At 62.3% G+C, this 24,225-nt stretch carries 17 protein-coding genes and 1 pseudogene; 13 read left to right on the top strand and 5 right to left on the bottom strand.

The features are described from left to right. Nucleotides 1-661: 661 nt before the first annotated feature. Nucleotides 662-982, top strand: a complete 321-nt coding sequence (locus FJ958_RS32570) for a DUF2905 domain-containing protein (RefSeq protein WP_348642224.1) — start codon at nucleotides 662-664, stop codon at nucleotides 980-982. A 32-nt stretch (nucleotides 983-1,014) separates the two neighbouring features. On the opposite strand, the gene FJ958_RS26975 is transcribed toward FJ958_RS32570, so the two are convergent. Continuing rightward, nucleotides 1,015-1,926 (bottom strand): hypothetical protein, encoded by a 912-nt coding sequence (locus FJ958_RS26975; RefSeq protein WP_140747677.1) that lies wholly within the window; start codon nucleotides 1,924-1,926, stop codon nucleotides 1,015-1,017. 305 nt (nucleotides 1,927-2,231) lie between these two features. On the opposite strand from FJ958_RS26975, the gene FJ958_RS26970 reads away from it, so the two are divergent. Next, on the top strand, nucleotides 2,232-2,699 hold the full coding sequence (locus FJ958_RS26970) for a phasin (protein ID WP_140747674.1): 468 nt from the start codon (nucleotides 2,232-2,234) through the stop codon (nucleotides 2,697-2,699). 271 nt (nucleotides 2,700-2,970) lie between these two features. On the opposite strand, the gene FJ958_RS26965 is transcribed toward FJ958_RS26970, so the two are convergent. After that, the gene (locus FJ958_RS26965; protein ID WP_140747671.1) at nucleotides 2,971-3,966 is read right to left on the bottom strand and encodes a YihY/virulence factor BrkB family protein; all 996 of its coding nucleotides are present in this window, start codon (nucleotides 3,964-3,966) and stop codon (nucleotides 2,971-2,973) included. Nucleotides 3,967-4,417: 451 nt separating this feature from the next. Here FJ958_RS26965 and FJ958_RS26960 point away from each other — a divergent pair, with 451 nt between their 5' ends. From FJ958_RS26960 to FJ958_RS26930, 6 genes are all read left to right on the top strand, one after another. Beyond that, a complete protein-coding gene (locus FJ958_RS26960; protein WP_140747668.1) occupies nucleotides 4,418-5,422 on the top strand; it encodes a L,D-transpeptidase in 1,005 nt (334 codons plus the stop codon). Nucleotides 5,423-6,095: 673 nt separating this feature from the next. Then, nucleotides 6,096-6,401: a preprotein translocase subunit YajC gene (locus FJ958_RS26950; protein ID WP_140747662.1), complete on the top strand. Its 306-nt coding sequence runs from the start codon at nucleotides 6,096-6,098 to the stop codon at nucleotides 6,399-6,401. Between the two features lie 197 nt (nucleotides 6,402-6,598). Then, nucleotides 6,599-7,393 carry an HdeD family acid-resistance protein gene (locus FJ958_RS26945; protein ID WP_246679776.1) on the top strand — a complete coding sequence of 265 codons (795 nt, stop codon included), beginning with the start codon at nucleotides 6,599-6,601 and terminating at the stop codon, nucleotides 7,391-7,393. 387 nt (nucleotides 7,394-7,780) lie between these two features. Beyond that, nucleotides 7,781-9,247, top strand: coding sequence for a family 16 glycosylhydrolase (locus FJ958_RS26940; RefSeq protein WP_140747659.1), 1,467 nt, complete (start codon nucleotides 7,781-7,783; stop codon nucleotides 9,245-9,247). Nucleotides 9,248-9,293: 46 nt separating this feature from the next. After that, on the top strand, nucleotides 9,294-11,042 hold the full coding sequence (locus FJ958_RS26935) for a type I secretion system permease/ATPase (RefSeq protein ID WP_140747656.1): 1,749 nt from the start codon (nucleotides 9,294-9,296) through the stop codon (nucleotides 11,040-11,042). 3 nt (nucleotides 11,043-11,045) lie between these two features. After that, nucleotides 11,046-12,365 carry an HlyD family type I secretion periplasmic adaptor subunit gene (locus FJ958_RS26930; RefSeq protein ID WP_140747653.1) on the top strand — a complete coding sequence of 440 codons (1,320 nt, stop codon included), beginning with the start codon at nucleotides 11,046-11,048 and terminating at the stop codon, nucleotides 12,363-12,365. 189 nt (nucleotides 12,366-12,554) lie between these two features. Here FJ958_RS26930 and FJ958_RS26925 read toward each other — a convergent pair whose 3' ends face one another. Both FJ958_RS26925 and FJ958_RS26920 read right to left on the bottom strand, forming a co-directional pair. Next, nucleotides 12,555-13,106 carry a flavin reductase family protein gene (locus tag FJ958_RS26925; RefSeq protein ID WP_140747650.1) on the bottom strand — a complete coding sequence of 184 codons (552 nt, stop codon included), beginning with the start codon at nucleotides 13,104-13,106 and terminating at the stop codon, nucleotides 12,555-12,557. Between the two features lie 58 nt (nucleotides 13,107-13,164). Continuing rightward, on the bottom strand, nucleotides 13,165-13,758 hold the full coding sequence (locus FJ958_RS26920) for a TetR/AcrR family transcriptional regulator (RefSeq protein ID WP_210243483.1): 594 nt from the start codon (nucleotides 13,756-13,758) through the stop codon (nucleotides 13,165-13,167). A 250-nt stretch (nucleotides 13,759-14,008) separates the two neighbouring features. Here FJ958_RS26920 and paoA point away from each other — a divergent pair, with 250 nt between their 5' ends. From paoA to FJ958_RS26895, 5 genes and pseudogenes are all read left to right on the top strand, one after another. After that, the gene (gene paoA, locus FJ958_RS26915) at nucleotides 14,009-14,626 is read left to right on the top strand and encodes an aldehyde dehydrogenase iron-sulfur subunit PaoA (RefSeq protein WP_140747644.1); all 618 of its coding nucleotides are present in this window, start codon (nucleotides 14,009-14,011) and stop codon (nucleotides 14,624-14,626) included. After that, nucleotides 14,623-15,593, top strand: a pseudogene (locus FJ958_RS26910) (xanthine dehydrogenase family protein subunit M). The gene paoA and the pseudogene FJ958_RS26910 overlap by 4 nt, the downstream one beginning before the upstream one ends. Further along, nucleotides 15,590-17,752 carry a xanthine dehydrogenase family protein molybdopterin-binding subunit gene (locus FJ958_RS26905; protein WP_140747641.1) on the top strand — a complete coding sequence of 721 codons (2,163 nt, stop codon included), beginning with the start codon at nucleotides 15,590-15,592 and terminating at the stop codon, nucleotides 17,750-17,752. The pseudogene FJ958_RS26910 and the gene FJ958_RS26905 overlap by 4 nt, the downstream one beginning before the upstream one ends. 282 nt (nucleotides 17,753-18,034) lie before the next feature. Continuing rightward, entirely contained in the window at nucleotides 18,035-19,795 is a 1,761-nt protein-coding gene (locus FJ958_RS26900; protein ID WP_140747638.1) for a type I secretion system permease/ATPase, read from the top strand. After that, on the top strand, nucleotides 19,782-21,128 hold the full coding sequence (locus FJ958_RS26895; protein WP_140747635.1) for an HlyD family type I secretion periplasmic adaptor subunit: 1,347 nt from the start codon (nucleotides 19,782-19,784) through the stop codon (nucleotides 21,126-21,128). Before FJ958_RS26900 ends, FJ958_RS26895 begins: the two co-directional genes overlap by 14 nt. 99 nt (nucleotides 21,129-21,227) lie before the next feature. Here FJ958_RS26895 and FJ958_RS31710 read toward each other — a convergent pair. Next, a partial coding sequence (locus FJ958_RS31710) for an Ig-like domain-containing protein (protein ID WP_181176531.1) occupies nucleotides 21,228-24,225 on the bottom strand: 2,998 nt, incomplete at its 5' end.

The raw sequence follows: 24,225 nt of genomic DNA, 5'->3' as shown, positions 1-24,225 counted from the left end.
GGCGGTTCTCAAGTCGAATTGTTCGCGCCAAGCTCCGGAGCGGAGGAGCCCCCGGAACGACCCGGCGGCAGCTTCGGACCGCCGATGCCGCGCGATCTCGACGTGCCTGTCCGCCTCCACTGCTGCCAGTCTTCATGCGAGGTCGAGACGATGCGTCGTCGGTTCGGCACGACATCGGCCCGAACCGGACAATCAGCCTCTTCGATGCCACGCGCTTTAGACTAAGGGACACGCCGCGGCGGTTAACCATCTTCCCACGTCGAATCGAACTCGAAGCGGTATTGGCCGTTCAAGGTCATGGAAGATCGCCAACCTAGATTTCGCTGTCGTCCCGCGCCGTCTGGCACCTGGACCGTCTGGGATCACGTTGCCGACGAACCCGCGACCTTGGGAGGACGCAAGCTCGTTGGCCGCACATGGGAGCGCGCCAGGAGTGCATGTGACCTGCTGAGGCGGATTTATGACAATCGGCTCGACGCTCGATCGGTCCGACAGGACGCACCGAGCGCTTCAATGGGCCGCGTCGATGATCTCATTCGGTCAATTCGCAAGCGGCAAGATTTCAATGGTTAGGCATGACCATGGGCGTCGCAGCGCCCGGCCAGACCGGGCTTTGCCCACTCGGCCTTTACCACGACCGGCTGGGGCCGACATTCTGCGGATGGGCGCGTCGCGCCACCTTGCCTGCGACGATGATTTCGCCTCAACTATGCCGCTGTCGACGTCGATCGCGTTCGGCGCTTCGACCGGTGGCTTGTATTTCGCCCGGCAGGAAGCGGTCATGTCGCGAGCCCTGATCATCGTTGGTCTCATCATGGTTGCCGTGGGCTTGTTGTGGCCGTGGTTGTCGCGGATCGGCCTTGGCAGATTGCCTGGTGACATCGTGATCGAGCGTGAGAACTTCACATTCTATGCCCCGATCTCCACGGGAATCCTGATCAGCATCGTGCTGTCGATCATTCTGTGGCTGGTCAACCGGTAGCTGCATCCGCCACCTTCCGCGGGAGAACAAATTCATCTTCCCACCGGTGGCACTCGACCAAGTTCTCTCCTCTCCTTTCGACGCTCCATGGAACGCGCGTTTCGACGGGCTGTTCTGAGTTCGGCAAGTGTTGGTTGCCACCAACCCCGCCCGTATTCCGCCAGGCCGGGTTCATGACGAGCGGGCCAGGTCGCGACGAGCTCCGATAGCGTCGGCGAACGCCAGATACCCCATATAGGATCGAAACCTGCGTGGGCCGCGTGAGAATAGAAGTCCGCCAACGCAGCCGGCTGCTCGGCAAGCTCGCCCGTTATGTGGGTAAAGACAACAATTCCGTACCGTGCTGTTGCGACAGGCCGACCCAGCGGCGGCAGCTCCCCAGGCGGCAAGGGATAGCGACGCCGTTTGCGTTCCGCGGAACGCAAGCGGGCGGCTTTTTGTTCTTCCGAGTTCCTTTTTGCCTCCCGTCGCCGCCTCCTCTCCTCCGGTTCATTTCGTCGAGCCGCCGCCTCGATCTCGTGCCAACGACGCCGTAACTCCTCATAGGAACTGAACGGCACATGCCAAAGCCGCAGGTCTTCGTCCCAGCGTGCCCACGGGATTGCCCGCAACTGTTCGACAATGGTCTTCGAATAAGGCGTTCGGATTTGAAGATCTTCGCCGACTTCCAGGTACGGGCTCATAATCGGGTCAAAGGCATAGGCATCTCGACCCTTCAGATCGCCATATCTATCCACAAATTCGGCTTCATGCGCGAGCCAGCGGTCGAACCGGCGAGCTCCGGTCTTGCCTGGGATAAACCAGCTCCGGCGTTCATCATTCCACCTCGCCCGGGGAAAGGCCTGTCGAAACCGCTCGACAGCCATCCGGTCATATGGAAATGCCGCGAAAGCGCCGGGCGTTTCCGCTCCCTTGTTCACACGTCGTCGCTTGAAATCCTCCATGGGTTGCTTCCACCGCTGTTCACTCGGTATGAAACGCGTCACGACGCTCGACAGTTCATCGTGCTCCATGGCAGCCAGCCGGGACGCCTCATTGCGCTGCCGGGCTTCACCACCGGGCGCCCCCGGGATGACACGCTGAACAGGTATCCCCGTTCAATCGCCCTCTCCCGCGCGAACCAGGCCTTGCAGCGGTCGAAAATAATGCGCCGCAACATAAATGCTGCATCGCACACAAGACTGTCACATATCTGCCTCAATATGCCCGGGCGGCAAGACAACCATCGTCAACCAAGAGGAATAAGGAAATGTCCAAGACCGCCGACAAGACCGCCGACAAGCTCACCGAAACCGTCGAATCTCCGTCATTCGACCCCGGCAAGGCTACTGATCAGCTCCGCGCGGTCGCCGAAAAGGGCGTCGAGCAATCGAAAGAAGCTCTCGCCAAATTCCAGTCGGGCACTGAAGACGCCCAGAAGGCGCTCGAGTCGACCGCCGAAACCGCGAAATCGGCCGGCAGCGAGCTGTCGCTGAAGATGATTGCCGCACTGCGTGTCAATGCCGAGGCTGACTTCTCGCACCTCGAGACTCTGGTCCGTGCCAAGTCGCTGTCGGAAATTTTTGAGTTGCAGACTGCCTTCCTGCGCAAACGCGTCGAAATGGGTGTCGAGCAAGCCAAGGAATTCCAGGCGCTCACCACCAAGGCGGCAACCGACGTTTCCAGACCGGTCAAAGATGCCTTCGAGAAGGCGCTCAAGGATCTCAAGGTCGCCTGACCGTCCTACGGGAGGCGGCCCGCCACCCGTGTCGACGATCCAGATGGCCGCGTCGAGCGCCGCCATCTGGCAAGTTTGCTCGAGGCAAACATCTGTGCCGGCCCTGAAGCGACGCGTATGAAGGCATTTGGAATTGCCCTCCGGATCGTGCACCGTCGCGGGCCGGGCAAACGCAGGCATTTCCAGTGTCTCGAAGGCCTGCATGGAAATCGTCGTCCAACGCTTCGACGACAGTCACGCGCCGGCACTTGGCGGTGCCTTGCAGCTGCTCTCAGCTGCGCCTCCCCCGCCAGAATTGCGAGACCAGCGCGGTGATGAGGCTACTCAAGACCATCCACGCCACGACTTCGGTTTCAGACGCGCCGCGGCCGCGCCGTGCGAGATTCCTGCCGGAGTCAGCCGCGACCACCGGCGCGAGGTCCGGTCGGCTTCCGCGCCTGACCGAGTAGGCCCGCGTTATCTCGGCGCCGAACAGGAATATCTGCGCCGAATAATAGACCCAGAGCAGCACGACCAGCAGCGCGCCGGCTGCTCCGTATGACGTGGCTATGGCGCTTGTGCCGATGTACCAGCCGATCAGCGACTTGCCGACGGTGAACAGGAGCGTGGTCACGACCGAGCCGATGGCAACGTCACGCCATTTGAGCGTTCTGTCCGGCAGCACCTTGTAGATTGCCGCAAACAGCAAGGCGATCAGGACAAAGGAAACGACGGTGTTGATGGCGCTGACGATCAGCGCGCCGAACGGCAGGCGGGCGTTGATGAACTCGCCAAGCGCCGAGACCGCCGTGCTCGCCGCCAGCGACACCAGGAGCATGAAGCCAAGGGCAGCGACGAGGCCGAGGCTTGCCGCCCGTGCCCGCACCAGCCGCGAAAGCGAGACGCCCTTGGGCTCGACCTTCCAGATCTCGTTCAGTGAGAGCTGCATTTCGCCGAAGACGCCCGATGCGGTGACGAAGAGCGTCACCAACCCGAGGATAGTGGCCAGAGTGCCGGAAGATTTGTGCGACGCTGTTTCGATCGTCGCCCGCAGGAGGTCGGCAGTCTGTGCTCCCATCACGCCCGATATCTGGGCCGACAGCGCGAGTTGGGCGGCATCGTGGCCAAATACCAGACCGGCGATCGCCACCACGATGAGCAGGATCGGCGCCAGCGAGGTGGCGGCGTAAAAGGCCATCGCTGCGCCATGGCTCAACGCCTTGTCGTTGACGAAGCCGCTGACGCTCTCGCTTAGCAGAACCCAGCCTTCACGGACCCAGCCTGGCATCTTTCCTCACCTGCCGCCGATATCGGCCGTGCTATCGCGCGCGAGCATCATCGAGTTCCGTCCCTATGGACGGGATCATCCGGCGCCGTCTCGCGACAGCTTCAGCGAGCGCCAGGTGGCCTTGCGGACCTCGGCCTAACTATCCCTGTCGGTATCGACTTCGTCATGGCTCGTCACGCACACACGGCTTCTAACAACTGGTGAGGCGGTCGGGTTCCGCTTGTTCCCCAGCCGGACCGAGCTTCATCGGGTGGGCCAGTCGGCAAGCCTGCGGCAGGCGTTCGCGGCGCCGCCGGCATCGCCATCTCCGACGGAGAACAGGCGGTCGGCCAGACGGCGCAGAAAATCCCATCCGGGGAGCTCCGACGACGAAGTTGCCCGCGAGGGGAACCAGAGGGCCTGCACCCGCGTCATAGAAGCAGGTTCCTGTTGCGGTCCAAGAGTGACATCGATGATCCGGCTCCTTCTTGTCGTCTTCGCTGTGTTCGCCCTCGCCTGTAGCGTGGCGCGGGCGGCCAAGCTGGATATGACCACCGTCAATCAAGCCCAGTTCGCCGCCGGCGAGCCAAAAGACGTTGATCCGGCCGTGCTGAAGGCGCAAATCCTTCTGGACCGGGCCCGCTTCTCGCCGGGCCTGATCGACGGCCGCATTTCAGAAAACTTCGTCAAGGCAGTCGGAGCCTTTCAAACGGCGAGCGGACTCCCGTCGGATGGCAAGCTCACTCAGGAAACCTGGGACAAACTCATGGCAACCTCCGCCAATCCCGTGCTGGTAACCTATGAGGTGACGCGCAAGGACGTGCGCGGGCCCTTCACCAAGCGCATTCCGAACCGTATGGAGAAGATGGCCCGTCTGCCGAGGCTCGGCTATCGCAACGCGGTGGAGAAGCTGGCGGAGCGCTTTCATATCAGCGAAAAATTGCTGAGGAGGCTCAATCCCGGCATCGGCTTCAGGAAGGCCGGCACAATGTTGGTGGTGCCGGATGTCGGCCGGGACGGCCCTCCCGCCGCCGTTGCGAGCGTCGAGGTCGACAAAGGCGCTCGTCTGGTGCGCGTGCTCGATCCTTCGGGCAAATGGCTCGCGGTCTACCCTGCCTCGATCGGGAGCGAGGAGAAACCTGCACCAAGCGGCATGGCGGAAGTCAAACGCGTGGTTCACAACCCCACCTATCATTATGATCCGCATTTTGCTTTCAAGGGTGTCAAGACCAAGCGGCCGTTCACCATCGCTGCCGGGCCGAACAATCCCGTGGGATCGATCTGGATCGACCTCTCCATCGAAAGCTATGGTATTCACGGCACGCCCGAACCGGGCAAGATCGGCACAACCTTCTCGCACGGCTGCATCCGGCTGACCAACTGGGATGCGGAAGACCTCGGCTCCATGGTCCAGCAGGAGACCAAGGTCAGCTTCACGGAGGGGTTGGCGGACGCTGGCGGCGAAGGGTCTCACTAGCCTTGCTTTCCCGGTGCGTGCGGGCCAGTTTCGCGGCAGAAACTCGGCGGCTTCCGCGACGGTTATCACGACCCGGTCTCAGACCTGGGGCGGACCGTCATCCGCAACCTTTTCCTTGTTCGCCGATTAATTGGACTAAAGGAGTCTCTACGTTGCGAAAAAAAGAACGATCGGTGGAAGCGCCACCGCCACCTGACGACAATGCGCAACCTCGCACCCGACCCCTGAAAGGCGAGGACGCGGAGGTCCAGCACCTTACCGCCACGACGAACCTGTCACCCAAGCAAGCTCGGGATGTTTTGCGGCGCCACGGCAATGACTGGCGTAAGATCGACGACGTCGCAAAGACATTCGAGCCCGACGAGTGACCAGAGCAGCGTTGGCGGCTGGACGCGCAAATGACGCGTGGTTGTCGTTACAGCGGATAGGATCGCATCGCTAATCTGGAACGCACGAACCTGCGCAACTCCATTGACTGAATCCGATGGCGGACCCAGTCCGCCGTTTCCATGCGAACGCGTCCGCAAGGGGCGGCAAGGCGCTGCACCTATCCGTTGACGCTGCGAAACCAGTGCTTCGAAGACCCCGGTCTGTGCGGAACCGTACAAAAGCGATTTCAGGCAACCAACTCAATTTGCCGACATTATTGGGAAAAGCATCGGGAGGAAAAACCATGCTCCAAACCAACACGCCTGAGGAATATGAGATCGGTGACGAAGTCGCGCTGACGAGTACCGTCATAAGCATTCTCCCCAGCGGACGCGCCATAGCCGGCATTCCATCGTATGGCCATCCTTATGCGATCGACCCGCCGCCCAAAACCCGCGCCGGAGACAAGGTTGTGCTTGTTGGGGACGTCATCCGCATTGATCGCGAAGCCAATAAGCTCACCGTGCGGATCGACTGCGGCGGCGTGGTTACCGTCGACAAGTCCGCGATCACGAGGCTGAGGAAGCACCGCCGAACCTCAGCGGGCTGAGGTGCGAGGCAGAAAGTTGGAAAAGCCTCTGGGAATGCGAGGCGGGCACCGTAAAACGGAACACCCATTTCAGGCGCGGAGGACCGCGCTCGATCACCGCGGGCGACGCTACGCTGGCCAATGAGCCGGCCGCTTTCAGAATCCGATCAACTATCGAGGTGCCTCGGAACCTTTCGTCCGCGATGCACTTCCTTTGCATGTCCCCGAAGGTTGAACTGCCAATCCTGCGAGAGAACAGCCCCGGTCGGGAAGTCAACTGTGAGGTCGCGTTAGAGCCCGCCTTCGAGGAACTGGTCGCAGCGTCGCAAGCGCGCGGATGGACAGCCCAGGAAACGGCGGCAACTCTCCTGAAAATTGCAAAAGCGCATGCGGACCGGCTTGAGGCTACCATAGATACAGACGGTTTTTGGAGGCGGGCCGGTTCGAACTCGTTGGATGCTGCCGCGGAGATCTTTCGCGAGGCCATGCGGCAGACTGTCAAGCGGTACTCGCTCTGGTATCTTGTAGAGGGCGTGCTGCTGGTCGCGGCCGGAATTCTAGCCGTGATCTTTCCTATGATCTCGTCGGTTGCCGTGGTGGTCCTGCTCGGGTGGCTGCTGATCATCAGCGGAGCCCTGCAAGGCATAAGCCTGGTCGGCGCGGGCCACGTGCCTCATTTCTGGTTACAACTCATCTCCGTCATCCTTGCCGTGATGATTGGTCTGCTTTTTCTGCGCCATCCTGGAAACGGCCTGCTGACCATCACCTTGCTGCTGATCGTCTTCTTCATGATCGAGGGCATCTTGAAGGTGGTTTTCGCCCTCACCATCCGTCCCTTTCCCAACTGGGGCTGGGTCCTGGGGAGTGGACTGATTGGAATTCTTCTTTCCCTGATAGTGTGGATCAGGATTCCCCTGACGGCCATGTGGCTGATTGGGCTGCTGTTGGGGATAGAGCTGATCAGCGTGGGCGCGGCGACTGCTTACCTCGCTTGGCGGATACGGAAGAGTTGAACGACGATACGGACTTCTCGAGCCGACGTCCGCCTTCCAGGCATGCGGCGCCGCGGCAACCCAGCCGATTTCGGACCTTCCGCTTAGATCAAAAGACCCGGCTGCAACAAGTGTATCCATCTACGGCAGGTTGCATAGTTTTCCTGCAGAAAACCTCGCAATATTAAGTAAAGTTAAGTAAAATTGGCGAAGCCTCACGGCATAATTGCATTAGCCGTCGCTTATTCCATTCACGCGGAGCCTCGACGGAAAGATAAGATATTTTTCCCCTGTACTATTTACTTATTCCTTGGAACGATAGGATGAGTTACAGGTTTGTTTGAAGCGGTCGCTTGAACTTGCATCGAGCGGCGGGGCGGGCCAGGCACCACGAGGAAGGATTGTCCGATGAGCTTCGTCGTCAACGCGCTAGGTGTCCCTCTCCCCTATAGCGGCGCCTCCAACCATTGGTTTTCGGCGGCCGGGGTCGGGCCGGTGCTATACGGCACCGCCGGTAACGACTCCATCTGGGGCGCCGGCGGCGCCAACGTCACCATGTATGGCGGCGCGGGCGACGACATCTATTACCTCTATGGGGCGGGCAACAAGGTGGTCGAGTCCGGCGGGGCGGGCGTTGACACGATCAGCACCTGGATGAGCTACACGCTGCCGGACAATGTCGAGAACCTCGTTGTTACCCACGCCAACAACTATGCGTTCGGCAATGCGCTGGACAACATCATCACCGCCACGGCCGGCGGCCAGACGCTGGACGGCGGCCGGGGGAATGATGTCCTGATCGATGGTGGCGGCGGCGGCGACACTTTTATCGTCTCGAAGGGCAATGGAAGCGATCTGATCGTCAATTTCGCCGCGAACGATACCGTCCGCCTCGATGGCTACGGCTTCACTTCGTTCAATGCCATCCACTCCAACCTGATCCAGGCGGGACCGAATGTTGTGCTGAACCTCGGATCCGGCGAGATCCTCGAGTTCAAGAACACGACCATCGACAAGCTGCAGCCCAGCCAGTTCGAACTGCCGATCGACAAGTCCGGCATGACGCTGTCCTTCAACGACGACTTCAACTCGCTCAGCCTCTGGAACGGCCATAGCGGCACCTGGAATTCCAATTTCTGGTGGGGCCAACCGAATGGAAGTACCCTGACCGGCAACAGCGAGCTGCAATGGTACATCAACACCAATTACGCCCCGACCAGCTCGGTGCATCCGTTCAGCGCGCAGGACGGAGTTCTCACCATCACCGCGGCGCAGGCGCCAGCCGACATCAAGCCCCTCATCAACAACTACGAATACACATCCGGCCTGCTGACGACGCACGAATCCTTCTCCCAGACTTATGGCTATTTCGAAATGCGGGCCGAACTGCCCCATACGGCCGGGGCCTGGCCAGCTTTCTGGCTTCTTCCCGAAAACGGCTCGTGGCCTCCGGAGCTGGATGCCATGGAAGCGCGCGGCCAGGATCCGAACACGCTCTATATGACGGCGCATTCGAATGCCACGGGCCAGCACACGCAGGTTTCGTCCACGGTGAACGTCATGGATACCGGAGGTTTCCACACCTACGGCGTGCTTTGGACTCCCGATGAGCTTGTCTGGACGTATGACGGCATGGAGGTCGCCAAGGCAGCCACGCCGGCCGACATGCACGGCCCCATGTACATGCTGGCCAATCTCGCGATCGGCGGCGCCGCCGGCGCGCCGCCGGATCATCTCGCCACGCCGGCCGAGATGAAGATCGACTACATCCGAGCCTACACACTGAACGACACAACAAGCCACGCTCTCGAATTGGCCAGCCACACGGCGACCAGCACACACCATTTGGGCATGGCGGGCGAGCATTCGGCCTGAAGCGTGTGGCCAGCCCCATGCCGTGGGTTCGACAGGGAGTGCGGGAATGACTGGACAGTCGGGTTTGCGGCTTGTTTTCCGTCGCGTCGTCGCCGATGTCGGGCTCTTCTCGCTGCTCATCAACATCCTGCTGTTGGTCATCCCGCTCTACCTGCTGCAAGTCTATGACCGCGTCCTGCCCTCCTCCAGCGTTGAGACGCTCATCTATCTGTCGGCCATCGCGGTCCTGGCGCTTGCCTTCCTCGGCTTCCTGGACGCGGTCCGCGCCATCTACACGCAGCGCGTCGCGGCCACCGTCGACCGGAGGCTGGGGGCAAGGACGTTCGCCGCCTCGCTCAGCGCTGGGTATGCAGGCGCAAGCCTGTCGCCGCTGCGCGACCTTGCCTCGGTCTGCTCCTTCATCAGGTCACGCGGCGTGGCGGTGCTGTTCGACCTGCCCTTCGCTCCCCTCTTCCTCGCGCTCATCTATCTCATCCATCCGGTCCTGTTCTGGCTGACGCTCGCCGGCGCGGTGGTGCTCTTCGTGCTGGTCATGGCGAACCAGCTCGCCATTGGCCGCAACGATGCCTTGTCCACGGAACGCTCGGCTCTGGCCAGCCAGTCGGAACAGGCCTTCACCCGCAATGCCGAAACGCTGCGCGCCATGGGCATGGTCAGGAACGCCGCAGGGGTGTGGGGACGGCATGTCGGGGAAGCGCTCACCCTGCACGACCGCTCTTCGAGCGCCAATGCGATCTTCAGCGGAATTTCTCGGGCGCTGCGCATGATGCTGCAGCTTGCGATACTGGGCGCCGGCGCGTGGCTGGTGCTGGGAGGCAAGATGACCGCCGGCATGATCTTCGCGTCCTCGCTGGTGTCGGCGCGCGCGTTGCAGCCGCTCGACCAGTTGATCGGGTCATGGCGGCAGATCGTCGAGGCCAGGCGAGCGTGGCAGCGCCTGGAAAAAGCGCTTGTCGAGCATCCGGCACAGACCCGCAAGCTGACCTTGCCGGACCCGTCGGGCGCGATTTCGGTGGAGGACCTGATCTTCGTCGCGCCGAATGCCCGGCCCGGGACCGCGCCCATCATCAAGCGGCTGAACTTCCGCATTGGCGCCGGCGAAGCGGTGGCCATCGTGGGCCCGAGCGGCGCCGGCAAATCGACGCTGGCGCGGTTGCTCGTCGGCGCCGCGCAGCCGACCAGCGGCTTCGTCAGGATCGACGGCGCCGACCTCAGGACATGGGATGAAAATCAGCTCGGAAGGCATATCGGCTATCTCGCGCAGGAGGTGGAGCTCTTCCCCGGATCGATCGCGGACAATGTCGCCCGCTTCGAGCCTGACCCGGACGACGTTTCGATCGTCGAGGCAGCCAAGCGCGCCGAGGCGCACGAGATGATCCTGGCGCAGCCGGACAGCTACCAGACCAGGATCGGTCCGTCGGACCGGACGCTGTCGGGCGGCGAGCGCCAGCGGATCGGCCTGGCGCGCGCGCTTTACGGCAATCCGCGGTTCCTTTTGCTGGACGAGCCCAGCGCCCATCTCGACGGCACCGGCGAAGCCGCCCTCCAGGCGATGCTCGCGGCCGCGCGCGAGGCCGGCGTCACGACCATCGTGATCACGCACCGGCCTTCGATCGCCATGGCCTGCGACCGCGTGATGCTGCTGCGCGGCGGCGTGATCGAGGCCTTCGGCCCGCACGGCGACGTGCTTAAGCCACCGGTCGCCGCCAAGGGCTCTCCCGCGCCGGCGAACACGGCGGTGACCGGCTCGTTCGCCACGATGATCCGCACGCATAACGCCCGCTTCGGATCGTAGACGATGACCACGCAAAGCCTTGCCTGGGAAGGCCAGCCCCGCACCAACTTCCGGCGCGTCGCGCTCACCGGCTATGCGGCGATAGCGCTGCTGGTCGGCTGCTTCGGCTATTGGGCGGCGACCGCGCCCTTGTCCGGCGCCGTGATCACGCAGGGCACAATCTCGGCGACAGGCGGAAACATCCTCATCCAGCATCCGGAGGGCGGCATCGTGGACAAGCTGCTGGCCCATGAAGGCGACCGCGTGCGGCAGGGCCAGGATCTGGTCTTGCTCGACAAGACAGCCGCGCAGGCCGAGCTCAACCGGCTGACGCGGCAGTCCATCGCCCTCAGGGCAAGCGCGGCGCGGCTGGAGGCCGAGCGCGACGGACTGGACAGGCTGGCGCCGATCACCGAGACGGCGCCGACGCCGTTCCAGCACGACTTCGAGGCCCTGATCGGGGAGCAGCAGAAAGAGTTCACCGCCCGGCTCGCCCGGTTCCGGTCAGAGCAATCGATCCTCGCGCAACGGGTCGCCATGCATCGCGAGTCGCTGCAGGGATTGAACGCCCAGCAACAGGCCATCCAGCAGCAGGCCGGCGTGGTTAAGAAGGAACTCGAAATCAAGACGAACCTCCTCGACAGGGGCCTCACCAACCGCACCGAATATTCGCAGCTTCTGCGCAGCGAGGCCGACCTCGTCGGCCAGGCCGGGGCACTGGAGGCGGACCTCGCCTCGGCCAAGACGCAGATCGTCGAAGCCCAGGACCAGACCGAACGCCTGACGACGCAGCGCGTCGAAGAGGCGCTGACCAAGCTGGATGAGCTTCGGACCAAGCTCGCCGATATCGGGGAACAGACGCGGACGGCCGAGGCGGTGCTCGAGCGTACGACGATCAAGGCGCCGACCGCCGGCATCGTGGTGTCGTCGACCTACAACTCGAAGGGCAGCGTGATCGCCCCCGGCGAGAAAATCATGGAGATCCTGCCCACCGCATCGGGCCTGATCGTCGACGCGCGGCTGCGACCGCGAGACGTCGACCTGGTTCGCGTCGGCCAGTCGGCGAAGCTCAGATTGTCCGCCTTGAACTCGCGCCTGACGCCCGAGGTTTCAGCCACAGTGACGCAGATTTCCGCGGACCGGCTGGTCGACCAGGCAACGCACGAACCCTATTTCCGCGCCAAGCTGAAGATTGCCGACGCCCTGCCGCCCGGCGTGAGGGCCGAGCAACTCTATCCTGGAACACCGGTCGAGGCGTTCATCAACACCGGCGACCGGACCTTCTTCGAATATCTCGCGCGGCCGATGCTCGATTCATTCGCCCGCGCCTTCACGGAGCAGTAGGCGTCACGGCGGACGCCACTACGGCGCCATTTCGGAAATCGACCGCGACGGACGGCCGCTGCCTTCGACCGAGCGTCGAGATATCTCGTTTGGGGCGAGACCATCTCGTAGACGAACCGCGCTCCGAGCTCGCCGAAGGCGCAATCGACGAGCGGCAACGGCGAGCAGAGGCGCGAAGGCTTCTGGTGGTCAGGCAGGAAGATCCCGCCATTTTACCATCCGTTCGCTCAGGTCGACGACCTCGCCGTCTACGGTGAAGGACCCGTCTCCCCTGTGGTGTAGTGTCCGCCGCTCTTCCCGCTCGCGATCGATCCAGATCCTGACCGCCTCCAGAAGGAAGAGGTTGTAGCTCTCGACCATGCTGTCGTCGACGATTCGACACTCGATATTGGCGAGACATTCGCCGATAAGGGGTGCTCCCACGTCCCGGGCGGGAAGGCGTGACAGCCTGAATTTCTCGAATTTGTCGACCTCCTTGCCCGAGCAGTTGCCTATATCGACCACCGTGCGGGCAAGATCGACCGTGGGGATGGCAATCACGCATTCGCGGGTTTCGCGCAATGCCCGGTAGCTATGGTCCCAGGGTCCGATGACGCATCCGATCAGCGGCGGCGCGTGCTGGACCATCATGTGGAAGCCCATCGTCATCACGTTCGGTTTGCCGTTTAGAGCGGTCGTGACCAGGACGATGGGGCCAGGTTCGAGCAGTCGGTAAGCGTGGGACGCGGGCATTTCCTTCATGTGAGTTCTCCTTGCGTGGATGGACAAGGCGCGATCCCGCCCCACCGGGGTCACCGGCTCAGCGTGCCGTCAAACCACCAAATACCGTCTCAACGATCGCCTCGATGTAAGCGTCGGAGATCTCGGAGTTGACATACGGAACGAGCAGCCGGTGATAGAGCGGGCCATATAGAGCATCGAGCACGACATCCGGATCCAATCCGGGTCTCAGTTCACCATTCGCCATGCCACGCCGAACGATCTCGCGGGCAATCCGTCGCCGCGGCTCGACCCAACGCATCTTTACGGCGTCCAGCAGCCTTTCATCGGTTTGCGCACGGCCCAGCAGCGGCCGCATGATCCTGCCCTGCTTACCGCGGTAAGCCCGTGCGAGCAGTTTCATGGATGCTGCAAAGCTCGCGCGCGCAGTCGCCTTCTCCTGGATTGGCGCCGACTTTGTCACTTCGGTGAGAAACGCATCCATCACGATTGCCGAGACATTCGGCCATCGGCGGTAGATGGTCGTCTTCGCTACCCCAGTCCTTTCCGCGATGCCTTCAATCGTCAGGGCGTCGAATCCCACCTCTTCGCCCAGTTCCAGCGCAGCGCGCAGAATCGCTGCCGTCGCATCCGCGCCACGCTGGCGCGGATGCGCGACCTTCTCCGATCCCAACCGAACATTCCTTTGCATCGTTGCTTCCCCTGCGGTCCGCGTGGCCAGAGCAAGCGGCAGACTGGCGTCTCTGATCCCGCGCAAACCCTCGAATCGGCCTGATAAGTGTACGCCACGTATCGCGGTTGACAAGTGTACGCTACGTATCGTAGCTTTTGCAATGGGCTAGCTGGGCAAAGCGCGGTACCCCGCAGATCCTGGTGAATGACGCAGGCACTGCGGTCTGACCGTCCTGAACGGAGGATGACAGATGGCTTCAGTTCATATGCGGACACACGGTCGCAAACAGCCGAGTCCGTCGGCTGCGGACAATTCACCGACCCACATTGCGGGTAACGAAAGCCGCGGCACGTCCGGCCCATATTCGGTCGAGCTTCGGGTCAACGGCGAAATTCACGCGCTCGAGCTTGATCCCCGCACGACGCTGCTCGACGCCCTGCGCGAACACTTGCATCTTACGGGAAGCAAGAAGGGTTGTGACCAAGGCCAGTGCGGCGCCTGTACCGTCCTGGTCAATGGGCAGCGTATCAACAGCTGCCTCACCCTCGCCGTCATGCACGAGGGCGACGCGATCACGACCGTCGAGGGACTGGGCACGCCCGATCGCATGCATCCGATGCAGGCCGCTTTCGTCGATCATGATGGCTTTCAGTGCGGCTACTGCACGCCGGGGCAGATCTGTTCGGCCGTGGCAATGCTGAACGAGGTCGCAGCCAGCATTCCAAGCCATGTCACGGCCGATCTCGCTGCACCAATCGTGCTGAGCGAAACGGAAATCCGTGAGCGCATGAGCGGCAACATCTGCCGCTGCGCCGCATACCCCAACATCATCGAAGCGATCCACACGGTTGCAGGAGAACGGCCATGAAAGCCTTCACCTACGAACGCCCGGCCAGCGCGGCCGAGGCCGCCGCCGCGGCGGCGCGTACTCCTGGCTCAAAATTCATCGCTGGCGGCACCAATCTGCTGGATCTGATGAAACTCCAGATCGAAACGCCCACGCATCTTGTCGACGTCAACAACATCGGCCTCGATCGGATTGAGCCAACCGACCAGGGCGGCCTGCGCATTGGCGCGCTTGTCCGCAACACCGATCTTGCCGCCGATCCTCGGATCCGCAGGGATTACGGCGTGCTGTCCAGGGCGATTGTCTCGGGCGCCTCCGGGCAGCTCCGCAACAAGGCGACAACTGCCGGCAATTTGCTGCAACGAACACGGTGCCCCTATTTCTACGACACCGATATGCCATGCAACAAACGCTCGCCCGGCATGGGCTGCGCCGCGATCGGTGGCCTCAACGCCAATCACGCTATTCTCGGCGCAAGCGAAGCCTGCATCGCGACGCATCCTTCAGACATGGCGGTCGCCATGCGGGTGCTGGACGCGGCCGTGGAAACGGTGGCGCCAGGAGGGGCAACACGCAGCATTCCCATCGCCGACTTCCATCGCCTGCCGGGCGATACGCCACATGTCGAGACCGTACTGGAGCCGGGCGAGCTGATCACCGCGGTGACGCTGCCGAAACCACGCGGCGACATGCAGCTTTATCGCAAGGTCCGTGAGCGCGCGTCATACGCGTTCGCCACGGTCTCGGTGGCGTTGATTGCCAGGATCGAGGAGGGTCGCCTCACCGTTGACCGGCTTGCCTTCGGCGGTCTCGCACACAAGCTTGGCGCGTCGAACAGGCCGAGGGGACCGACGCCAACCCCGACTCGATCGCCGACATTGTGCTCGCCGGCGCCAAGCCAACCCAACAGAACGCCTACAAGCTGCCGCTCATCCGACGGACACTCTCGGCTACTCTTGAACACGCGCGCGAAGGAGCTTCCAGATGATCGGCCCCGGCATCAACCGCATCGACGGCCCGCTAAAAGTCACCGGGCGCGCTGTGTATTCCTACGAGCGGCAGGACGCGGGCCAACCGTTCTACGGTTTCATCCGCGGCGCGGCGATCGGAAAGGGCAAGATCACCCACATCGACACCGCGGAAGCCGAGATGGCACCGGGCGTGCGCCTGGTGCTGACCCATCGAAACGTTCCCAAACAGGGGTCCTTCGTCAACAAGCCTACGATCTTCGACCGGCCGCATCCGCAGCTGACCAGCGACCGGATCGAATATTTTGGGCAGCCGGTGGCGTTTGTCGTCGCGGACACCTTCGAACAAGCCCGCGCCGCCGCGGCGCTTGTGAAAGTGTCCTATGCTCGCGAAGACGGGGCCTTCGATCTTGCCACTCACGCCGATCGGGCAGAGCCGCAGGCGACCCTCAGCATCGGCCTTCCGGGCGAGACGCGCTTCGGTGACCTCGATGCGGCGATGTCGGCCGGGCCGGTGACCATCGACCAGACCTACACGACGCCATACCACTTCTCGCAGCCGATGGAGCCGCATGCTTGTCTCGCCGACTGGCGCGACAACCATCTCACCGTCTATCTGGCGACGCAGACCGTCGCGCCAAATCGCGCCGCCCTCGCCGAAACGCTGGGGTTGACGGCCGATCAGGTGACCGTCGACGCGGCCTTTGTCGGCGGTGGGTTCGGCTCCAAGCTTTATCTCCACGCCGAGGCCGTTCTCGCCGCGCTGGCCGCGCGCGAGCTGGCCCACCCGGTCAAGGTCGCCTTGACGCGCCGGCAGGTCTTCACCCTCACCGGCCATCGGCCCGAAATGATCCACCGCGTGCGCCTGGCCGCGACATCGGACGGCCAACTCACCGGCCTCGGACACGACGTCAATCTTCAGGCGACCGAAGGGGAACCGTGGGTCGAGCAGGCTGCGACAGTGGCGCGCTCGCTCTATGCGGCGCCGAACCGCCTGACGCGGCACTCCATCACCAATCTCGACCTCAAGGCGGCCGAAGCGGTGCGCGGACCCGGCGAACTGCCGGGCTTGCTGGCCTTCGAAACCGCAATGGATGAGTTGGCCCATGCCCTCGATATCGATCCCGTGGAATTGCGGCTCAAGAACGACACCGCGACCGATCCTGAACGGGGCGTGCCGCTGAACGGACGGCGGCTCGCGGACTGCCTGCGCGAAGGTGCCAAGCGCTTCGGCTGGGGCCAGCGGCCGAAGACCCCCGGCAGCCGTCGCGAGGGAGATCATCTGGTCGGCTACGGCATGGCGGCGGGAATCCGGATGCATTTTCAGGGGCCAACGGCCGCCATCGTCCGCATCGAGCCGGACGGCCGCGTGATCGTGCGCTCCGACACACCGGACATCGGCACCGGCACGTACACCATCGCCTGCCAAATCGCGGCGGAAGCCTTGGGGATCGGCGTGAATCTGGTGACAGCCCAACTGGCCCGTTCGGATTTTCCGCCAGGCGCCGGCGCCGGCGGCTCTTGGGGAGCGTCCAACCTGTCGATAGCGGTCGACCGCGCCTGCCAAGAGATCAGGAACAAGATCGCCGAAGCTGCTGGTCGGGGGGCCGCTCCCAACGACATCCTCGCCGATGTCGGCCGCTGGTTTCCACAAGGCCTTGAAGCCACAGGACAAACTATTGGCCAAGCCGAAGATCCGAACTTCAAGAATTATTCACAGAACACCTATGGCGCGGCGTTCGCGGAAGTCCTTGTCGATGTCGCAACCGGCGAAATCCGTTTGCGGCGCATGACCGGCGTGTTCGCGGCGGGCCGCATTATCAATGCCAAGACGGCGCGCTCGCAGTTGATGGGCGGCATGATCTGGGGCGTCGGCTCGGCACTGCACGAGGCCGCCCATGTCGATCGGCGCTATGGCAATTGGGTCAACGGCGATCTCGCCGAATATCTGATGCCGGTGCACGCCGATATTCCGGCCATCGAGACGGTGCTGCTCGACGACTATGACCAACACGCCAACCATCTCGGCATCAAGGGCGTTGGCGAACTGGGCGTCTGCGGCACGGGAGCGGCGGTCAGCAACGCGGTATTCAACGCCACCGGCATACGAGTCCGGGATTTTCCGATCACTCTGGCCAAGCTGCTGCCGGGGCTTCCGCCGATGAGGACGGCAGCGTGACAACTCAGCGGCCAAAGCAACCGGACGAGGAGCGCTAGGCGCGGGGACTGCGGATCCTGCGCCGGATCGGCGGCGGGCCGGAGCTCGGGCCGCCGCGCACAAACCGATATCGGCTGGATGATCCTTGCGGCGCTGTGGGTGAGCAGGTTTGGCGTAGCGCCCCGGCCCGCCGTTTACGCTCTTTACCATGGCTATCGAAAGAAGGTCATCTGATAGCGCGGCGATCCAGCATGATATATAAAACATTCCTAATGTGACGGCTTAGCCGGGGGGCTGTTGGGGATGACGGGTAATTCGAGCAGGCGAGTACTGTCGAGAAGCGTGGTCGAGATGGGCCTCTTCTCCGCGGTGATGAACACATTGGTGTTGATCCTGCCACTGTACATGCTGCAGGTATATGATCGTGTTTTGCCGGCGGCAAACCTGGACACCCTCACCTATCTGACCTTGCTTGCCTTGGTGTCGCTAGTGCTTTTCGGAGTGCTCGAAATCGTGCGGGGCGTCTATGCAAGTCGGCTCGCCGCACGGCTGGATGTCTCGTTGGGCGCGTCATCCTTTCTCGCGGCAATGAGTGGCCCACGCGCCGGGCTAGGCGATGTCCAGGCCTTGCGCGACCTGGCGACCCTGCGGGGATTCATCGCTTCCCGGACCATCTTCTTTCTGTTTGATCTGCCATTCGGCCCGATCTTCGTGGGTCTTCTTTATTTTATCCACCCGTTGCTCTTCCTCGTGACGGTCGTCGGCGCCGTCATCATGATTGCCGTCGCGGTACTCAATCAGGTCGCGAGTTCGCGTCCGGGCAAGGAGGCTGGGGACAGTCTCGGCGGCGCCATGAATTCTGCGCAGGCCTTCGCCCGTAACTTCGAGACGGTCCGTGCACTCGGCATGGTTTCCAATGTGATCGAATTATGGGGGACCAGTTTTTCCGGCTCTCTGCGCGCCTCGGACAGGCTTGCGCGCGTCAACGCATTTTACGGCGGTGTGTCGCGCGCCATACGATCGGTTCTGCAAATCGCGATACTGGGCGTCGGTGCCTATCTGGTTCTGCACAACGAGATGACCGCCGGCATGATATTCGCGTCCTCAATGATCTCGGCGCGGGCGCTGCAACCTCTCGATCAGATTGTCGGGAGTTGGCGGCAGATCATAGACGCCAACCTTGCATGGAAGCGGCTTTCGGCCAGCCAGTCCAAACCCGGCCGGCACGAGAACATAGCCTTGCCCGCGCCCGAGGGGGCGCTGAGCGCGGACGAACTTGTCTATCAACTTCCCGGATCCGCCGACGGCTCGCTGCCCCTGATAAAGCGGCTTACCTTCGAAGTTGCCGCCGGCGAAACAATCGCGATCGTCGGCCCAAGCCAGGCTGGAAAATCAACGCTGGCGCGGCTCATCGTCGGCGCCATCGAGCCCCGTTCGGGCGCGATCCGCATCGATGGCGGCGATATTCGAAATTGGGACCCGGAACAGCTCGGTCGTCACATCGGTTATCTTCCTCAGGATGTGGAACTGTTCCCGGGAACCATTGCTCAGAACATAGCGCGTTTCGAGCCGGATGCGCCGGACGAAAAACTGGTTCAGGCGGCCCAGCAAGCACAGGTCCATGAGCTTATCCTGGGTCAGAGGAATGGCTACTCGACGATGATCGGGCCTACCGGCGTTCGCCTCTCGGGAGGAGAACGCCAACGCATTGGGCTTGCGCGCGCCTTTTATGGCGACCCCAAGATATTGGTGCTCGACGAGCCGAACGCAAACCTTGACACCTACGGCGAAGCCGCGCTCGAGCGTGCGATCACCCAGGCGCGTTCACGAAAGACGACGGTGCTCGTCATCACCCATCGGCCCTCTCTTGCAGCCAAGTGCGATCGCATACTCATGCTGCGCAATGGGCAGATCGAGATCTATGGCCCGACCAAGGAAGTTCTCGACAAGCTTGCCGAGCGGCGAGGCCAAACGATTTCACCCGCGGCCTCTCAGCCCAATGGCGATGAAGCTGTCGTGCGTTTCCCATCACCCGTGAAAGTGGCGGCCAATGACGGTTCCTAGTCAAGCGGCGCAGGCCATCGTCAAGACGTATCGCTGGCAGCGCAACGTCGATATACGTACGGACAGGATCACGCTTGCCGGCTATGCAAGCGTGGCGGCTTTTGTCCTCATTTTCGGATTTTGGGCGACTTTCGCACCTCTTGCGGGAGCGATGATCGCGCCCGGGGTGGTTGCGGCCGCCGGTCAGAACGTCATGATCCAGCACCTCGAAGGAGGTGTGGTCAGCAGCATCAAGGTTCGAGAAGGTGACAGGGTCACAAGAGGCCAGGCACTTATCGTGCTCGATCCGACATTGGCGCAGTCGCAGCTCAATCGCGTGCTCAAACAGTGGGTCGCGCAGAAGGCCGAGATCGCACGGCTGGAAGCGGAGCGTGACGGGCTGACGACAATCGCCCTGCCCGACGATCTGCGTACCTACGCAAGCAACCCCGAATTCAGCGATGTCTTTGGCGAGCAAAAGAAGGAATTCCAGGCACGGCTTGCGCGCTACGCCGCCGAACGGCAGATCCTGCAGCAACGGGTGGAGGCCCTCCAGGATGCGATTGGCGGCCTCAAAGCCCAGAAGACCGCGGCGGACAGTCAGCTTGTGATCGTCACCGACGAGACGACACGAAAGAAGAAGCTGCTGGAGCGGGGCCTTACAAACCGTTCCGAATACACCGATCTGCTGCGCAGCAGCGCTGATCTGGTCGGACAGGCGGGATCCTTGGAGGCGCAAATAGCCAGCTCGGCGACCCAGACCATTGAAGCGCGTCAGCAGATTGAACGACTTACGACCAGCCGGGTCGAGGATGCCGTTACCGAATTGAACAAAGCGCGGGCGCAGGTCGCCGATCTCGGCGAACAGATCAGTGCAGCTCGATCGGTTCTGGAGCGCACGACCGTCCGGGCGCCTGTCGACGGCATCATTGTCCGCTCGGTCTACAATTCCGAAGGCAGCGTCATCCGGCCGGGTGAGGTCGCAATGGAGCTTTTGCCGACGACAAACGATCTGATTGTCGAGGCCAAGATCAAGCCCGAAGACATCGACTCCATCCGCGTCGGACAGGACGCGAACATGATGTTCACGGCGCTCAATGCGCGAACCACGCCAAAGGTGGCCGGCAAGGTCTTCTACATTTCGGCGGATCGGCTGATCACGCCCAGCACGGGGCTGCCCTACTATACCGTGCGCCTCAAAATGGCCGCGCAGCTGCCGCCTCAGATCAAACCCGAACAGATCTATCCCGGCATGCCGGTCGAAACGTTCATCTCGACGGGCGAGCGCACGTTCCTTGCTTACCTGACCAGACCGCTGGTGGACTCCTTCCAGCGCGCATTCAGGGAAAGGTAGACGGCGATAGCCCGTCTGAAACAATCGACATTGGGACGCTGAAAGCGAGCGGGCGCCGAATCATCGGCGCCCGCTTCATTTCAATGCCAACGGCCAGGATCAGACGAAGTGGAAATTGTCCGCTGCACTGTAGGCAATGACGGTGTGGCCGGAACCGTCGGCGGCCAGCGTGAAGCTGCCGGGATCGTAGCTGCCGACGAGGTGGAGCGTGGCATCATGGGTGCCGTCGGAAACAAGCAGCGTTCCGCCGCTCCCGTCCTGGTTCGCATGATAAACGGCCGACGTGCCGGTGCCGTACCACATATCTCCCAGATCCACTTTGTCGTCATTGGTCATGCCGCCGATCTTTCCGCTGAAATCGAAAGAGTCGTCCAGGCGCAAAGTGCCGGCGGCATCGACGGCAAAGGTGACGTTGGCGGAGGAAGCCGCGCCAAATTCCAGCTGCGACAAATTCCCGATCATCGCACCGCCATCACCGGTAACCTGGCCGCCGATGGTGATGTTGCCGCCATTGGCCCAGATGAGACCGGAATTGGCGACGGCGCTGTTGATCGTCAGACCACCCGATCCGGTCGCCTCCAGCGTTCCTGAGTTGTAGACGATGTTGGCTCCGGTATCGATGACCAGCGCGTTGGATCCCGTGGCGATGATCGTGCCTTGATTGTTCAGCGCCAACATGCCGCCGCCCAATTGGCCCGCACCCGAAATAACATTGTCGATGTTGGTCAAGGAGACATCGGCGGCCGTGCCGGAGATCACGTTCGCGGCGTTGTCGGACAGGACGATCTGTCCGCCGCCTTGCAGCGTTATGCCGTGCTGGATGAGCTGCAGCAGCGTATCGCTGCCGGTCGAGTTGAGCGAGATAAGACCGGAATTGTCGATCGTCCCGCTTAGCGGGAGCATGGCGCCGTCGCCGATCGTCATCGTCCCGGCATTGTTGATCACCGGGGTCTGGTCGAAGACGAAATTATCTCCCGTGAGGGCGGCTGTGTGCACGCCCTCGAGTGTGATCGACTGACCGGTGCCGAGCGTTATCACGGCGTTGCCACTGCTATCGTCGGCCATGTGCGCCTGGAGATCGGCGAAGCTTGCCAAACCGGAATAGCCAATAAGATCGATCTTGTCCGCTGTCGCGTCGAAGCTGTGCACCGTATCGTTGCCGATCGGTTGCGAGAAGACAAAGAGGTCGTTGCCGTGGGATCCGGTCAGGTAGTCATTTCCCGACAAAGCAAAGATGGGCGAACCCTTCGCATAGATTTCCACGTTATCAGCGATTGTCATGGTCCCGGTGGTCCCGTCCTCGTTACTCCAGGTCCCGATCACGTTGAGTACATGGGCACCGGTATAGGTGACCGGCGCCGTGACGGTCAGGGCGGAAACACTCGTGGTTGTTGCGGTCCAAGAGCCGTCGGCGTTGCGAGTGCCCCCACCGATCGTCCACCCGTCCGGGACGCCACTGATCGTGAGCGTAACCGCCCCATCGAAGCCCGCTGGATCGGCAAGCCCCAAGTTCACAGCCTCTCCGGCAACGCCAGCGGGCGCTGTGACACCGATGGATTGGACAATGGTACTGCTGCCTGTCGTAGCGACCACGAAGAAGGTATGAGCCCCGGAGTTGTTGATTACGTTTGTCTTAGCCCCGCTCCAGGTGCCGTCGCCGTTCAGCGTCACAGCGATTGCGTGACCCGGATTGTCGACGTCCCAGTACGCGCGTATCGTCACACCGGTATTGTAATGCCCGGAAAGGGTGAAATTGCCGCTTTGCCCGCTTTCCTTCGTCGCTGCGTCAAAGGTAAAGCCCTCGAATACGGTGTCGCTGCCTCCAGAGCCTGGGTTCAGAGCTATATCCGTGTAGCTTCCCGAGCTCACTGAAACGGTCGCGTTTCCGACGAAGGTCGGAGATGCGGTGAACGTTGCGACATAGGTTTTCCCTGTTGGATCTGTGGCATCTATGGTCGGCCCGCTGGTAATCGACCCGCTGCCTGATGTGACAATGATGTCGGACGCCGTGAAACCGGCAGGGACTTCACTGAAGACAAACTTTACCTGCGATGTCCCGCCTCCCGGCAGGTCTGGTGCGATGATGTCGACCGAAACGGTCGGCGCCTTGGTGTCGTAGGCCTGGGTGGCATTGACAGTGCCGGTCCCCGAATTGCCCGCCGTATCGGTTATGCCAGCCTGGTTCACTGTTACACTGATCGTGCCGGCATTGAGATTGGCGGTCGGGGTTACGGTCAGGTTGTATACGTTGCTGGTACCGACTTGCGTCAGCGCGCCGACCGTGCCGCCCGTAACCGTCACATCCGCAATGGTGAACGTACTGCCGACGCTTTCGCTGGTGGTGAAGGTGTAGAGGACACTGCCACCGGCAATGTTGGCCGTGCCCGGCTCGTCGTCGGTAATCGTCACCGTCGGCGCGACCGTGTCCACCGTCATGCTCAGCTGTGCGGCGGCGATGTTGTTGTTGCCCGCCGCATCGGTGAAGGTGCCGCCCGCCACGTTGACGGTTGCGGCGGTGGTGCTGCCGGTCGCCGGTGTGAAGTCGGCGGTATAGCTGGTACCACTGCCGATAAAATTGCTCAACGTGCCGCCGGTCGCCACGACGTCGACGCTGGTAAAGGTGGTGGACGCCTCGCTCAAAGTGAAAGTCAGGTGTGCCACATCGCCGATTTTCAGGGCGCTATCGTCCGTACCGATCAGAATGGTTGGCGCGGTCGCGTCGATGATCTGCGCTGTCGCCGTTCCGGTGCCGACCACCAGGTGTTCGAAGTTGCCGCCCGAGGCGCCGGTGATGGTGGCCGTCAGGCTCGAAGCGTTGGGGGTTGCGATCACCAGAGTACCGGTGGTCTGGCCGTTGGTGATGGTAATGTCGCCATGGTCGGTGTGAACCGTGGTGATCCCGTGCGAGGTATTGCTCAATGTCGCCGTGAAGGTGATGCTGGCATCGTGATCCGTGACATTCGACGTGCTCAGGCTGACCGTCGCGTCGGTGGTGGTGTCGTTGACGTGGGCCGTCGCCATGCCGGTGCCGACCACCAGGTGTTCGAAGTTGCCGCCCGAGGTGCCGGTGATGGTGGCGGTCAGCTGCGAGGCGTCG

The sequence above is a fragment of the Mesorhizobium sp. B2-3-5 genome (assembly GCF_006442395.1).
Lineage (GTDB): Bacteria > Pseudomonadota > Alphaproteobacteria > Rhizobiales > Rhizobiaceae > Mesorhizobium.
Note: the sequence above shows the minus strand (reverse complement) of the source record. Positions and strands in the feature narration are given on the sequence as shown.